Annotated in this window: 11 protein-coding genes and 1 riboswitch; of the genes, 7 read left to right on the top strand and 4 right to left on the bottom strand. The window is 65.6% G+C overall.

The window, feature by feature from the left end; all coding sequences use genetic code 11:
- Window positions 1–30: 30 nt before the first annotated feature.
- Both LOY22_RS14330 and xerC read left to right on the top strand, forming a co-directional pair.
- Window positions 31–837 (top strand): hypothetical protein, encoded by an 807-nt coding sequence (locus LOY22_RS14330; RefSeq protein ID WP_258593643.1) that lies wholly within the window; start codon window positions 31–33, stop codon window positions 835–837.
- Between the two features lie 181 nt (window positions 838–1018).
- Entirely contained in the window at window positions 1019–1933 is a 915-nt protein-coding gene (gene xerC / locus LOY22_RS14325) for a tyrosine recombinase XerC (RefSeq protein ID WP_258593642.1), read from the top strand.
- Between the two features lie 19 nt (window positions 1934–1952).
- On the opposite strand, the gene tenA is transcribed toward xerC, so the two are convergent.
- From tenA to gspG, 4 genes are all read right to left on the bottom strand, one after another.
- Window positions 1953–2618 (bottom strand): thiaminase II, encoded by a 666-nt coding sequence (gene tenA, locus LOY22_RS14320; RefSeq protein ID WP_258593641.1) that lies wholly within the window; start codon window positions 2616–2618, stop codon window positions 1953–1955.
- A gap of 3 nt (window positions 2619–2621) precedes the next feature.
- Complete coding sequence (locus tag LOY22_RS14315) at window positions 2622–3269, bottom strand: TenA family protein (protein WP_258593639.1); 648 nt, start codon at window positions 3267–3269, stop codon at window positions 2622–2624.
- Window positions 3270–3350: 81 nt separating this feature from the next.
- Window positions 3351–3465, bottom strand: a riboswitch (TPP riboswitch).
- Between the two features lie 38 nt (window positions 3466–3503).
- Window positions 3504–4691: a type II secretion system F family protein gene (locus LOY22_RS14310; protein WP_093382220.1), complete on the bottom strand. Its 1188-nt coding sequence runs from the start codon at window positions 4689–4691 to the stop codon at window positions 3504–3506.
- A gap of 15 nt (window positions 4692–4706) precedes the next feature.
- Window positions 4707–5129: a type II secretion system major pseudopilin GspG gene (gene gspG, locus LOY22_RS14305; protein WP_045198278.1), complete on the bottom strand. Its 423-nt coding sequence runs from the start codon at window positions 5127–5129 to the stop codon at window positions 4707–4709.
- A 177-nt stretch (window positions 5130–5306) separates the two neighbouring features.
- Here gspG and LOY22_RS14300 point away from each other — a divergent pair, with 177 nt between their 5' ends.
- The 5 genes from LOY22_RS14300 to LOY22_RS14280 all read left to right on the top strand — a co-directional run bounded on the left by LOY22_RS14300 (window position 5307) and on the right by LOY22_RS14280 (window position 15251).
- Window positions 5307–5906, top strand: coding sequence for a lytic transglycosylase domain-containing protein (locus LOY22_RS14300; protein ID WP_195884251.1), 600 nt, complete (start codon window positions 5307–5309; stop codon window positions 5904–5906).
- Between the two features lie 186 nt (window positions 5907–6092).
- Window positions 6093–11972 carry a manganese-oxidizing multicopper oxidase MnxG gene (gene mnxG / locus LOY22_RS14295; protein WP_258593636.1) on the top strand — a complete coding sequence of 1960 codons (5880 nt, stop codon included), beginning with the start codon at window positions 6093–6095 and terminating at the stop codon, window positions 11970–11972.
- A gap of 14 nt (window positions 11973–11986) precedes the next feature.
- Window positions 11987–13966: a YncE family protein gene (locus LOY22_RS14290; protein WP_093382233.1), complete on the top strand. Its 1980-nt coding sequence runs from the start codon at window positions 11987–11989 to the stop codon at window positions 13964–13966.
- On the top strand, window positions 13963–14610 hold the full coding sequence (locus LOY22_RS14285) for an SCO family protein (protein WP_093382236.1): 648 nt from the start codon (window positions 13963–13965) through the stop codon (window positions 14608–14610). The genes LOY22_RS14290 and LOY22_RS14285 overlap by 4 nt, the downstream gene beginning before the upstream one ends.
- Window positions 14607–15251 (top strand): SCO family protein, encoded by a 645-nt coding sequence (locus tag LOY22_RS14280; RefSeq protein ID WP_230090865.1) that lies wholly within the window; start codon window positions 14607–14609, stop codon window positions 15249–15251. The genes LOY22_RS14285 and LOY22_RS14280 overlap by 4 nt, the downstream gene beginning before the upstream one ends.
- The last annotated feature ends 2 nt before the right edge of the window (window positions 15252–15253 follow it).

Raw genomic sequence — 15253 nt, 5'->3', positions numbered from 1 at the left:
CTTGGGCATTCTTGCGCGCCTCGCTTGCTCATGGATGACGCCCCTTTGTTCGCCCCCTCTTTACGCCTCGCCGCGTGCGCCCTGGGCGCTGCGCTAGCGCTTGGCGGTTGCAGCCACGGTATCGAGTCGATGCCGCTGGAATTCACCTCGTTCACCTATCACGATGGCTCTTACTCCCTGCGCTTTCGCAGCGACGAAGAGATTATCAGCCTGTTCGAACGGCATACCGGCGACGGGCAGATCGGCGAGTGGTTTACCTGCGCCCTGGACGATGACCAGGATTTCACCGTTGGCCATGCGATGATCTACAGCCTGGTTGGCGGTGTCGATTTCGAGGGCATCTCCGAAATCAAGGGCTACAACTACGTGGTCAACGCGCATTTCTACAAGACCACCCCGGACCGCAGCACGCAGACCGAACTGCTCAAGCCGGCGATCCAGCGCCTGCTGGCGGACAAGGCGCATATCCCCTGCAAACTGAGCATTACCGCGTTTCTTTACGATGCCTACTATTCGAAAACCCTGCAGTTGCCGGTCGACCAGGTGCTCACCGAAGTGGCCCGGCACCGCGAGCGCCTGGTGCAGTGGCAGCCCGAGCCGATTGTCATCGGTCGTTCGCCCCTGGTGCCGCGGATCGAGCCGTTGCCGCTGTACAGCGACCGCCTGCAAATCATCGATAACGACACCGGCCGCCCACGCGGCTACGTGGCCTATGTGGTCAAGCGCAGTGACGGCTACCTGGAGCATGGCGAGACGGATTTCAACGGTTTGACCCATGAAGTCATGTCGCTGACCCGCGAAACCGTGAAGCTGTACCTGGATGACTCGGTGCCATGAAAATGCCCTCAATCGATTCCGGGGGCGACGATGAGGTACTATCGGGATTCTTGCCGTGGCTAAAAAGACTTGCCAATCAATGACCTGATTGTGATGCAGGTCAGTGGCCACGGTGTTGTCACGAGTCAGACTGGCCCGTTGCAGGCCCCTGACCTCAGCTGCGCTCTACAGGATTCCCGGTTTGTCCGATTCACTGCAAAACCCCTTGCTGCAATACCTCGCCCGCCTGGCGCCGTCCAGCCAGCTGACCATGAAGTACATCCTCCAGGATGCTGCCGACCGCCTGGGCTTCGAGGATTGCGACATCGCCGAGGTGCCCTGGCACCAGCTCGAGCCCGGGCATGTCACCGCCCTGGTGGCGGCCTTGCGCGCCGACGGCTATGCGCCGAACACCTCGTCGCTGTACGTCAACGCGGTGCGCGGGGTAATGAACGAGGCCTGGCGCCTGAGCCTGATCAGCCAGGAGCAGTTGCTCAAGATCCGCACGGTCAAGCCGACCCAGGGCACGCGCCTGCAGGCCGGGCGCAACCTCAAGCGCAGCCTGATTCGCGAGCTGATGGACGCCTGCGCTGCCGACCCGCGCCCGCAGGGGTTGCGCGATGCGGCGGTGATCGCCTTGCTGTACGGCACCGGCATGCGCAAGTCCGAGTCGGTCAACCTGACCCTCAGCCAGGTCGACTTCAGCGAACGCAGCCTGCAGGTACTGGGCAAGGGCAACAAGCAACTGATCAAGTACGCGCCGCCCTGGGCGTTTGCAAAGCTCAACGCCTGGCTGGCGTTTCGCCGCGAGCAGTTGCCTGAAGGGCAGGCCGACGACGAGTTCCTGTTCAACCGCATCCGCCGTGGCAGCCACATCACCCGCGAGCGCATCACCAAGCACGCGATCTACTACATCGCCCGCCAGCGCGGCACTCAAGTAGGGGTAAAGATCATGCCCCACGATTTTCGCCGCTCGTTCATCACCCGGGTGATCGAAGAGCATGACCTGTCGATCGCGCAAAAGCTGGCCCACCACACCAACATCCAGACCACCGCCAACTACGACATGCGCGATGACAACGAGCGGCGGCGGGCGGTGGATCGCTACGATTACTGACCTGTGGAATCTTTAACCCTTACTGTCCAGCCGCATCCAGCCCCATCTGCCAGAAGTCGGCTTCCAGCCGCGAGGCCTGGGCGAAGACCTTGACCAGTTCCTCGAAGCGGCGCTCGGTCATGGTTCGCGCGGCCAGGTCATCCAGGTGCGCACGCGCAGCGGTGGCCACGCCCTGGTAGCCGGCGCCTGCGTATTCGCCAATCCACTCGCGGTAAGGATGATCGCCCAGTGCCTGAACGCCGTCGGGGGTCAGGTTGCGGCCGATTTCGGCGTAGCCGATCACGCACGGCGCCAGGGCCACGTGCAGGTCCAGCAGGTCGCCGGCGGCGCCGCAGTCCAGCACGAAGCGGGTGTAGGCGACAGTGGCCTGGTGCTCCGGTGTCGCCGCGAGGTCGTCGGCCGACAGCCCCCAACGCTCGCACAGGCGCACGTGCAGCTCGGTTTCGTCGAGAATCGCCGCCAGCCCCGCCTGGGCGGCGCGAATGTCGGCGAGGGTGCGGCTCTTGTAGGCGGCCAGGGCCCAGGAGCGGGCGAACTGGATCAAGAACAGGTAGTCCTGTACCAGGTACTTGCGAAACGCCGGTTGCGCCAGGGTGCCGGCGCCCATCTGGCGAACGAAGTCGTGCTCGACGTAGCTGTGCCAGTCGGCGCTGGCGGCCTGTTTCAGGCGCTCGAAGATATCCATGGCTTAGCCCTCAATGTCGTAGGCGGCGTCGAAAAACGCCTGTTCCAGCGCCACGCTGCGCAGGAAGAAGTCGCGGCTGACCTGTGCGTGTGCAGGCCCGACGCGGTCCAGCTCGGCGCGCAGAAAGGCGACAAAGTCCTGGAACGCCGGGTTGTCGTGCAGGGTGATCCACTCGGCGTGCTCGAAGCGCGGCGGCAGTTGCTTGTTGGCCCGCAGCGCCCAGTCCAGGTACAGGCCCTCGGCGACGTTGAGCACCGCCAGGGCGGCGGCGTAGGAGCGGGTGGCCGCGGCTTCGCGCATGATCGCCTTGAAGCCTGCGGTCGGCGCTGAGTCCGGTGCCTCAAGGCGCTGCGCCTCGCTGACGCCCAGGGCTTCGAAAGCGCGCAGGAAGTAGGTGTTCTCTTCACCGGCGATCACCCCGGTAAAGCGCCCCAGGCGAATCCGCGCCTCGAAGGTATCGGCGCTGGCGATGGCGGCGCCGAGCAGGGTCAGGAACGCATCGATGAAACGGTGATCCTGGACCAGGTAGTTGACCAGCACAGGGTCGGCCAGGCTGCCGTCGAGCAGTTCATTGACGAAGCGGTGTTCGATGCACTGGGTCCAGCTCGGCTCGCTTTGCTGGCGAAGGCTGTCGGTGAAGCGCGCGGTCATGCTGTTGTCCTTTTTATCGTGACGACAGCGGGGCCGGTGATGGCTGGCATGGTCGGCCCCGCAGTGAGGCCGGCAAAAAGGCAGGTGCACAATACCCATCCCTTCGCCGGCATGATCCGGATCAGGTTCGAAGGGTCACCGCGCTGCACATGCCAGCGGTTTCTCAGCCCGTTGCCGGGCTCCCCTTGGTGGCCGAATCTATACAGCAAGGGCCCTGGATTGTCACGCGTTGCGCTAGTGGATGCTCGAGGCCAGCTCGAAGATCGGCATGTACATGAGGATCACGATCAGGCCGATCAGCAGGCCGATGAAGGTCATCAGCAGCGGCTCGAACAGGCGCACGAACCACTCGATCCAGCGGCTGATCTCCTCGTCGTAGAAGTCGGCGCTGCGCTCCATCATCTGCCCGAGGTTGCCCGACTGCTCGCCAGCGCGCAGCAGGCGCAACGACACTGGCGTCACCAGGTGCCCGGCCTCCAGCGCCGCCGACAGCGACTGGCCTTCCTTGACCCGTTCACAGGCCTGCTCCAGCCGCAGGCCACTGGCCGCGCCGAGCAGGCCGCGGGCCATGGCCATGGCGGTGAGGATCGGGATGCCGCCCTGCAGGAGGATCCCCAGCGAGCGGTAGAACCGCGCCAGCTCATACATCACCAGGCGTTTGTGCAGGGCCGGCAGGCGTTCCAGCTGGCGGTTCAGCCAGCGCCGCACCCGCGGCTCGCGACGCAGCATGAACAGCAGCGCCATGAGTAGCCCAAAGCTGCTGGCCATGGCCAGCTGATGCGCGTGCAGGAACATCCCGGCCTGCATCAGCCAGCGCGACATCCACGGCAGCTCGGTGCCCAGGCCTTCGAACACCAGGCTGAAGCGCGGTACCACATAGCCGAGCAGAAACAGCACCACGCCGCCGCCGACCAGCAACAGCAGCAGCGGGTAGATCGAGGCGCTGATGATCTTCTGGCGCACTTCGTCCATGCGCTGGCGGTAGGCAACATAGCGGCCGAGGGCATCGCCCAGGGCGCCGGTCTTTTCGCTCGATTGCACCAGTGCCACGTACAGCGGCGGGAACACGCTGGGCAACTGCGCCAGGGCCTGGGAGAACGACTTGCCTTCATACAGCAGGCGCACCAGTTCGCCGAGGGTCTTGCGTGCCTGGGGCGCGGTCTCTTTTTCGGCCAGGCTCTCGAGGGCGTCGATCAGCGGCAGGCCAGCATTGAGCAGGGTGGTCAGCTCCTGGCTGAACAGCACCAGGTTGAACACCTCGCCACGCCGCCAGCGCAGACCGGCCAGGCGCTGGCAACTGCGCACGCTGACCACCCGCAAGCCTTGCTGCTCGACCTGCTCGCGGGCCTGGCCCGGGTCCTGGGCGTCGACCTGGAGCAAGACCACCCCGGCCTTGCCCAGGGCCTTGAGTTCATAGCGCATGCGCAAGCCCTCCGGTTATTGCCAACTGGTGATCTCGGCATTTTCGCCATCGCCGCCGGGCTGGCCGTCCTTGCCCATCGACAGCAGGTCGTACTCACCGTTTTCACCGGGCTGGCGGTAGATGTAGTTACGCCCCCAGGGGTCTTGCGGGACCTTTTTCTGCAGGTACGGGCCCGACCAGCGGGTTTCGTCGCTGGGTGCCGCCACCAGTGCCTGCAGGCCTTGCTCGGAATTGGGGTAATGCCCCACTTCCAGCCGGTACAGGTCCAGGGCCTTGCTCAGGCCTTCGATCTGCGCCCGGGCGACCTTGGCCTCCGAGCGCCCCAACTGGCTGAAGTACTTGGGGGCAACGATGCCGGCCAAGAGGCCCAGCACTACCAGGACTACCAGCAGTTCGAGCAGGGTGAAGCCGCGTTGCGCGCGATGGTTGTTGTTCATAGCCAGGCCCTCCACAGGTGCGCTGCAAGGCCTTATGCAATTGCCGTGCGCGTCTGCGCCGGGCCTTTGCCGCACGGGCCTGGCAAGGCGGCACAGTGCTTGCGTCAGAAGGGTAACGCCCTGGCAATCGGGGCATATGCCCCACTTTCTGGGGGACGCAACGGGGAGGGTGGCACGATGCGCTGGCTCACTGCGGCAATCCTGGCCTGGCTGGCCACAGGCAATCCGGCTCAGGCCGATGTGTACATCTCGATCAAGGCCGATGGCAGTTATGTGTTGAGCAACGTCCACCGGCCGGGGCGAACCTACCAGCGGGTCATCAGCGAGGCCGTGAGCCTGGCCAGCAACGGCCCGCAACTGATCACCGGCATGCCCTACGCCGAAGTGGTGGCGGCAGCGGCGCAGGCCAACGACCTGCCGGCGGCCTTGCTGCACGCAGTGATCCAGGCCGAATCGCGCTACGACCCCAACGCCCGCTCGACCAGCGGCGCGGCCGGGCTGATGCAGCTGATGCCCGACACCGCCAAGGAAATGGGCGTGAAGAATGTCCTCGACCCGGCCGCCAACGTGCAGGGCGGGGCGCGCTACCTCAAGCGCATGCTGACCCTGTTCGACAACGACATCACCCTGGCCGTGGCCGCCTACAACGCCGGGCCAGATGCGGTGCTGCGTCGCGGTCGGGTAGTACCGCCGTTTGCCGAAACCCAGCGCTACGTGCCCAAGGTGCTGCGCCAGTACCGGCGGCTGCAGGGCCTGGCGGTGGATGCGCCTTTGTAATCGCAAAACCTGTGGGAGCGGGCTTGCCCCGCGATGAGGCAACCCCCGATTAGTGGGGAATACCGGGGAATCACCCCCAATCAAGATTCATTCAGCTTTATAAGCTACTGAAAAACAACAATAAAAAATTTGGCATGGGCCTTGCTCCGGCCCCTCCAGAGTCCCCTTGCACCACCGAGGCACGCCATGATGACTCCAATCAAAGGCTCAGTCCTGACTTCACTGCTGCTTGCGGCCGCCAGCCTTGCCTGGCAACCGCTCAGCGAAGCTGCCGTGCGCTGCGAGCGCAACCTGGTGGCCAATGTGGTGGCGCTCGATCAGCCACTGATGTTCAACCGCCTCGGTGCGCAGAACGCCAACGGCATGATGTTCGCCCTGCGCCGCGACGTGGTCGACGAGCACCAGGTGTCGCTGGCCACTGGCGGCGCCGCGGTACCGGGCAAAGTCAGCTTGCGCCCGGACAAACGCCCGCGGCCGATCGTGCTGCGGGTGGCGGCGGGCGACTGCCTGACCATCAACCTGCAAAACCTGCTGGCCTACCAGGCCAACCCGAACAAGCACGGCATCGACCACGAGCAAGAGAACGAGGTCGAAGGCGAGGAAAACGAAGGCGCTGAGAACGAAGCGGGCGAGGGCAACGAACAGGGCGGCGAGCATTTTGTCGCCGACGAGCAGGTCAGCGACCGTCATGTCGGTTTTCAGGTTAACGGCATGCAGGCGGTCAACAGTATCGGTGACATCGCCGCCAATACCGGGCGCAACGGCAACTTCCTGATCGCCCCCGGCGCCAGCCGTTCCTACACCCTTTACGCCGAGCGTGAAGGCGCGTTTGCCGCCACCAGCCAGGGCGCGACCTTTGGCGGCGAGGGCGGTGCCGGCAACGTCGCCAATGGCCTGTTCGGCCAGGTGGTGGTGGTGCCCAAAGGTGGGCGCACCTTCCGTAATACCCTGACCGAAGAAGAGATGCGCCTGAGCAGCAGCGGCCGCACCCCCACCGGCCAGCCGATCGTCGACTACCAGGCGCGCTACCCGCAGCAGGAGCCGTGGATCCGCGAAGGCAAGGCCGGTTCGCCGATCATTGCCATGACCGATGGCAACGAGATCATCTCCAGCGAATCCGACGCAATTGTCATGGGCCCCAACGCCGATGGCAGTTTCCCGGCCTCGACCTACCCGCTGGAAAGCATCGGCAAACGCAACCCGGCGATCCCCAACCGTCTGGAGCCGTTCCGTGATTTCGCCGCGCAGTTCACCGACGAAGCCGCCTCGACCCAGGCTTTTCCCGGTTACTGGGCAGACCCGGTAATGGGCCATGTGCTGGAGCCGACCCGCGACTCGTTCATGATCAACTATGGCTCCGGCGGCATGGGCGCCGAGGTTGTGGCCAACCGCCTGGGCGTGGGGCCGATGCATGACTGCCTGTCATGCGCCTATGAAGAGTTCTTCTTGAGTTCGCACACCGTCGGCGACGTGGCGATGCTGGTGGACGTACCGGCTAACGTCGGCCTAGAGAACATCCGCCCGGGCCAGACCCCGAGCGCCGAGCAGGTCGGGGTCAAGGCGACCATGGCCCTGTACCCGGCGGAACCGGCCAACGTCAACCACAGCTACATCGGTGACATGGTCAAGTTCCGCAACACCCACAACGGCCACGAGCAGCACATCTTTCACCTGCACGGCCACCAGTGGCTGTTCAACCCCAATGACGACAACTCCGACTATGTCGACGCCCAGGGCATCGGCCCGGGTGTCGGCTACACCTACGAAATCGCCAACGGCGGCTCGGGCAACCGTAACCGCGTGGCCGGCGATGCGATCTATCACTGCCACTTCTACCCGCACTTTGCCCAGGGTATGTGGAGCATGTGGCGGGTCCACGATGTGTTCGAAGAAGGCACCCGCCTGGAAGTCTCCGGGCAGAGCGAAAACGGCTATCACAGCGTGCCGTTCGCCTTGCGCAGCGGCAAGCCGGCCGCGGGCGCCCGGGCCTTGCCGGACGGCGAGATCATCGCCGGTACGCCAATCCCGGCCATCGTGCCGTTGCCCGGCAAGGCCATGGCGCCGATGCCCGGCAAGGTCGCGGTGATTCCCAAGCTGGCGCAAACCCTGGTTGCCGCAAACCATGACGACGATGAGCAAGAAGAGGGCGATGATGACGCTGGCCATGACGACGCCGCGCCGCGCGCAGTCGGCTCGCTGGCCCTGGTCGATCGCAGCGAGGCCAACCGCAACGCCGACGGCAGCCTGAAGAACCCGGGCTTCCCGTTCTGGATCGGCGGCATGGAAAACACCGTCGGCCAGCGCCCGCCAACCCCGCCGCTGGACATGCTCGACCCGGCCAAGGCGCAACAGTTGAAAAACTCCGGCAACGCCCTGTGGGCCAACCTCGACCCGGCCCAGGTCGGTGGCTGGGACGGCGGCCTGCCACGCCATGCCCTGGACGGCCTGTCGGCCGGCGGCGAGGCGCTGGTGACCACCACTGCGCTGGACTTCACCAAGGCCATCACCAAGGCCAAGGCGGTGTTTTTGCCCGAGGAGGGTACCGACGTCGAACAGGCGGCGATGAGCTTCCATTCCAAACTGGAGCACCCAAGCTATGCCGTGCTGCCTGGCAAGCAGACCGTGGCGCGCAACTTTCGCACCAACGGCGCCGCACCCACCGCCGGTGCGCCGTACTACGAGCCGTGCATGGATGATCGCGCCAAGCGCCTGACCCAACTGTCCGGCGCCGGTGAGTTCAACAGCGGCGAGCGCCTGGACGGCATGAGCTTTACCGGCAGCTCGACTTTCACCGCCGACCGCCCGCGCATCTACAAGGGCGCCAACATCCAGTTCGACGCGGTGTACAACAAGGTCGGCTACCACTTTCCGCAGGCGCGGATCATCAGCCTCTGGGAAGACGCCTGGGCGGTGATCAACAAGCAGCGCCCTCCGGAGCCGCTGGTGATGCGCATGAACACCTTCGACTGCGTGATGTACCAGCACACCAACCTGATCCCCTCGTACTATGAAATGGACGACTACCAGGTGCGTACGCCAACCGACGTTATCGGCCAGCACATCCACCTGCCAAAATGGGACCTGACCGCCGCCGATGGTTCGGCCAACGGCTGGAACTACGAGGACGGTATCCTTTCCCCTGGCACCGTGGTCGAGCGTATCCACGCGATTCGCGAGTTCAACGAGTGCCGCGCCGGCGACCCGCGCGAAGGCACGGCCGAGTGCCCGGTGGCCAAGGCGCACCCGTTCTTCGGCCGCTACGGGCGCGCCGACTGGCTGGGCGCACGCACGGCCATGCAGCGCTGGTTCGTCGACCCGGTGGTCAACGTGCATAACGTCGACCGTGGCCTGGGCACCATCTTTACCCACGACCACCTCGGCCCATCGACCCACCAGCAACTGGGCCTGTACGCCACCGTGCTGGCCGAGCCTGCCGGCTCTACCTGGTACCACGCCGAAACCGGCGAGCTGCTGTACAACAGTGCCCTGCGCGAAGACGGCGGGCCGACCTCGTGGCAGGCGGTGGTGAAAACCGGCGACCTTGACGGTGACGGGCGCAACGACAGCTACCGCGAGTTTTTCCTCGAGTACAGCGACTTCCAGCACGCCTATGAGGCCGGCGTTTACGTGGGTGCCGGCCCGGACGGCATCCCCAATGCCCAGGCTTACCCGGCCAGCGCCGACAGCTTCCGCTATGCGATCAACCCGCCGGTGCGGCAGAAGGCTTCGAACCTGCTGGAATCGGTGGTCGAGTCGCGCGGCGGGCTCAACCCGGGCTGCCCGAGCCGGCCTTGCCCGCAGGCAATCTCGGTGGATGACCCGGGGATGTTCGTCGTCAACTACCGCAACGAGCCGCTGGCCCTGCGCGTCTACGACCCCAACAAGGTCGCCCCCGACGGCAAGCGCGGCATGCAGGCCGACGGCCTGGCCGGCGATCTCGCCTATGCCATGCAGAGCCGCACCGACCGCGCCATCCCGGCGATGAACCTGTCGCCGGCGGCTGTTACCTCAGCCGTGGGGCCAACCGGCGGCACCACCTTGTTCCCGCCGCACATCAACGCCGCCGGGGCCGAGCCGGGCGACCCGTTCACGCCGATGCTGCGCACCTACTCTGGCGACAACGTGCGCCTGCGCATGCATGCCGGTGGCCATGAAGAGGAACACAACGTGACCCTGCATGGCGTCAAATGGCTGCAGAATGGCTCGGGCTTCGGCAACAGCTCGAACTCCGGCTGGAAGGCCTCGCAGATGGTCGGGATCTCCGAGCAACTGGGCTTCATGGCACCGGTGTCGATGATCTCCAGCGCGTCGGCGCCCAACGGTGACTACCTGTATTCGCTGGACGCCGCCCACGAAGGCTACTGGAATGGCATCTGGGGCGTTATGCGCAACTACAGCAACAGCCGCAACGACCTGTTTGCCCTGCCCAACAACCCGTTGCCGATGGCGGCGCGCAATACCGTGGCATTTGACGGCATCTGCCCGCGCTTTACCGCCAACACCAATGGCATCGGCACCCGGCCAACGGTGCAGCGCAGCTATGAAGTCGTCGCCGCCTTGGCCAACGATATCCTCGGCAACTCGCTGGGTGTGAGCATCACCGACCCGGCCGGCGCCGGCCAGCACGTCGGCGGCCCGCTCAAGGCCAACGGCGGCACCCTGGTGTACAACAGCCGGCGCACCAGCATCCCGCAGGTGACGGTGACCGACCCCGAAGATGGCGAGACGTTCACCATCGGCGGCCACAGCGGCCCGCTGCACGACCCGACGGCAATCCTCTATGTGCGCAAGGCCGACCTCGACCCGGGCACCGGCAAGCTCAAGCCCGGTGTGCCGATCGAGCCGCTGGTGCTGCGCGCCGCTGCCGGCGAGTGCCTGAAGGTCACCCTGGAGAACCGCCTGCCGCTGGTCATGCCCGACCTGCCGAGTACCGCCGTGATGCAGAACGTGGTCAAGCGCGACCGCAATGGCAGTGAAGGCTCCACCGCCTTCAACAACAACCTCATGCGGCCCTCCAGCCATGTCGGCCTGCATGCCCAGTTGCTGGCCTACGACATCACCAAGTCGGACGGCGCCAACGTCGGCCAGAACCCGGTGCAGACCGTGCCGCCACGGGCCGGCAACAGCGGCGCCTACCCGAGCAAAGTCTACCAGTACTACGCCGGGCACTTGGAGCGCGAAGGCAAGCCGGTGCTGCAGATGGGCCGTGCGGTGGACAACATCAACACCACCGCCATCGAGTTCGGCGGCCTGAACATCACCCCGGCCGATGTCATCAAGCAGGGGCAAAAGGGCTTGATCGGCGCCATGAGCATCCTGCCGCTGGGTGCCACCTGGAGCGAAGACACGGCCAGCCGCGCCTCGGCCACCGTGCAGGTGCCGGGGCAAACCGCCTACCGCGACTTCGCCACCCTCTGGCAGCGCTCGCTGAACATGCGCTGGGCCGATGGCCGGCCGGTGGAGGGCATTGCCACTGAAGGCAACGGCGTGCCGGGCGATCCGAAGGACAACTCGAACATGGCCATCAACTACAAGACCGAGCCGTTGTGGTTCCGCTTCGGCCTGGCCCCGGATGCGCCGTTCGGCCATGCCGATGGCAATGGCTGGGCCGATGTAGCCAATGCCCACATGGCCTACAGCAACGCCCTGGTCGGCGGCGATCCGCAAACCCCGGTGCTCTGGGCCAAGCCTGGCCAGCCACTGCGCAACCACGTGCTGATGCCCACCGGCGGCAGCCGCGGCATTACCTACCAGCTCGACGGGCACCTGTGGCCGCTGCACGCCTACCAGCCGGAGAAGGCCGACCCCGGTGGCTACCCGATGTACCAGCCCGGTATCGGTTCGGTGCGCTTTGGCTACAACCCGCAGGCCATGTACATCGGCGCCCAGGAGAGCGTGCTGCCGGCCGCGCACTTCAGTTTCATGCTGCCTAGCGCCGGCGGCAGCAACGCGGTGCCGGGTGACTACCTGTTCCGCGACTACGCCGCCTACGGCAACGCCTCCGGGTTGTGGGGGATCCTGCGGGTGACCAACGAAACACCACCGGCCACGCCGCCAGCACAGTGAGTGAGGGGAAGGTCATGAACAACAAGAATCGACCGCTGTACCTGGGCCTGCTGGTGGGCCTGACCCTGATCGGCCTGGGGGTGAGTTACGAAAGCCTGTGGTGCGACCCGCGCAGCGAGCAGGTCGAAGGTGACCCCCAGGGCCTGCATAGCTTCAGCCGCGACGGCGTCAGCGTCGAGTTCGAAGCGCGGCCGCTGGGCAGCGGCGGGACCTTGACCGAAGGCAGCTTCGCCAATGTACGCTTCAAGATCACCGACCAGAACAGCGGCCAGCCATTGTCGGGGGTATCCCCCGGCGCCTGGCTGGACCCGGCGCTGACCGGCGAAGCGGCCAAGGACCGCAGCACCAGTTGCAAGGCACGGGTGGCGCTGTTTCTCAAAAGCAGCATCGGCGCACGGCCCTTGCTCGATTTGAACAGCTACTTCCTGCTGGTGCTGAACAAGGACGCCAGCCTCACGGTGATTGATCCGTCGGTGTCGGTGGGCGGGGTCACCAGCACCCTGGCGCGCATCGAACTGCCGGGCACACCGATGGACTGGGTGGCGAGCAAGGATGACAAGCAGGTCTACGTGTCGATGCCGGAGCGCGGCGAAGTGGCGCTTATCGACACCGAGACCTTCCAGCGCGTCGCCAACCTGCCGGCCGGCAAGCAGCCGCTGCGCCTGGCGATGCAGCCAGACCAGCGCCTGCTGTGGGTCGGCAACAATGCCCGCGACGCCCAGAGCAGCGGGGTGACAGTGATCGACGTGCCCAGCCGCAAGACTCTGAAGTTTTTCGCCACCGGCGCCGGTCACCACGAAATCGCCTTTAGCAGCGATTCGCGCTACGCCTTTGTCAGCAACCGCGACAGCGGCACCCTGAGCGTGATCGACGCCAGTGAGATGCGCCTGGTGAAAACCCTCAAGGTCGGCTCGCACCCTTTGTCGGTGGCTTATTCGCCGCTGTCCCAGGCGGTGTACGTGGCCGATGGCCGCGACGGCAGCATCAGCGTCATCGATGCCCGCAGCCACACTCAGCGCCACCTGATCGAAGGCAAGCAGGGCCTGGGGCCGATGCGCTTCAGCAATGACGGGCGCTTCGGCATCGTCCTCAACACCCTGCAAAGCCAGGCCATGGTCATCGATGCCAGCAGCGACCGGCTGATCCACAGCCTGCCGGTGGCCGCCGAACCCTACCAGCTGACCTTCACCCAGGCCTATGCCTATGTCCGCGGCCTGGCCTCGCCCAAGGTCAGCATGATCAACCTCAGCAGCCTCGGCGAAGGCCGCCAGCCGATCGTCCAGGGCTTCGAAGCCGGGCCCGCGGCGCCGCGCCAGGCCGGTGACCTGCCGCTGGCCCAGGGCCTGACTGTGGCCCGCGACGAGAACTCGGTGTTTGTGGTCAACCCGGTGGACAACACCACCTACTTCTACGCCGAAGGCATGAACGCGCCGATGTCCGGCTACGCCAACCGTGGCCACAGCGCCCGCGCCGCGCTGGTCATCGACCGCAGCCTGCGCGAGGTGGCGCCGGGGGTGTACAGCTCGACCATCAAGCTGCCGGCCGCCGGTACCTTCGATGTCGCCTTTTTGCTCAACCAGCCGCAGATCATTCACTGCTTCAGTACCGAAGTGGCGGCTTCCAGCAGCGCTCCGCACCGGCAGACGCCACGGGTGGAGTTCCTTATCGGCCCCTCGGTGGTCGACCAGGGCCGGCCGCTGATCGCGCGCTTTCGCATCAGCGAGGGCAACGGCACGCCGCGCACCGGAATCAAGGACCTGAGCCTGCGCTACTTTCTCGCGCCCACCTCGCGAGCCCGGACCAGCGTGGTCCGCGAAGTGGGCGAGGGCATCTACGAGGCGCCGCTGGAACAACTTGAAGCCGGTGCCTGGTACCTGCACGTGCAGGCGCCGTCGCTGGGCAAGCGCTTTGCCGAGTACAACTACACCAGCCTGCGGGTAATGCCCGCCGGCGCACAGCAAGCATCCGACGCCGGACCAAGGAGTGTGCAATGAAACTGCTCGATCGCTGCAGACTGTTCAGCCTCTGCCTGCTCGCCGCCAGTTGCGGTATCGCCCAGGCCCACAACGGTGTCGACCACAGCGGCCATGGCGCGCCCGCCGCCCACCAGGAAAAGACCTCGGTGCGCTTTGCCGATGTCTCGTTGCTCGACCAGAACGGCATGCCGGTGCGCCTGGAAAAGGACCTGGTGGCCGATCACCTGGTGGTCATGGGCTTTATCTACACCAGTTGCACCACGGTGTGCCCGGTGGTTTCCTCGATCATGGCCAAGGTGCAGAAGCAGCTGGGCGGCCGGGTCGGCACCGAGGTGCAACTGGTGTCGATCAGCGTCGATCCGCAGCGCGATGATCCCAAGCGCCTGCTCGGCTACGCCCAGGCGTTCCAGAACGGCCCGGGCTGGAGCTGGCTGACCGGCACCCCGTATGCCATCAACGAAACCCTCAAGGGCCTGGGCAGCTTCAGCGCCGACCTTGGCCAGCATCCGCCGCTGATCCTTGTCGGTGACGGCCACAGCGGCCACTGGACGCGCTATTACGGCTTTACCGACCCACAGCTGCTGATCAGCGAGATCGACCGCCTCAGCGCCCGCCGGGTGCACGCCAAGCACACCGCCATTGCCCAGGAGGTGCAACCATGAGCGCCGTCAGCCGTGGCATGCGCAGCACCGACTGGCTGGCCCTGGCGCTGTGCCTGTGGATCCTCAGCGCAGTGGCCCTGGCCCATGAAGGCCATGGCGCACCACCGCCCAACGCCACCCCGGCGACGGCCGAGGGCGGGACCCGCGACGCCCGCACGTACTTCACCGACACCGTGCTGCAGGACCAGAATGGTCGCAACCTGCGCTTTTACCAAGACGTCCTGAAAGACCGCGTGGTGCTGCTCAATGTGATCTTCACCCACTGCAATGACGCCTGCCCGCTGATTACCCGCAAGCTGCGCGAGGTGCGCGAAGCCCTGGGCGAAGACGCAGCCAGCAAGGTCACCTTCATTTCCCTGAGCAGCGACCCGCAGAACGACACCCCGGCGGTGCTCAAGGCCTTTGCCGAAAAACAGGGGGTGGACAGCGCCAACTGGCTGTTCCTCACCGGTGACAAGGCGCAGATGGACCTAGTCTTGGCGCGCCTGGGCCACCTGATTCCAAGCCCCGAGCAGCATTCGACCCAGTTGATTGCCGGCGACGTGGCCAACAAGCGCTGGAGCAAGATCCGCCCGGACGCGCCGGCGCAAGCCATCGCCCAGCGTCTGCAACTGCTGTCGCAACCCTTGGCGGGGCGCTGAGC

Origin of the sequence: Pseudomonas sp. B21-035, from assembly GCF_024748945.1 — a bacterium.
Taxonomy (GTDB): Bacteria; Pseudomonadota; Gammaproteobacteria; order Pseudomonadales; family Pseudomonadaceae; genus Aquipseudomonas.
The sequence above is the reverse complement of the archived record's forward strand: the minus strand, read 5'-3'. Positions and strand labels throughout refer to the sequence as shown.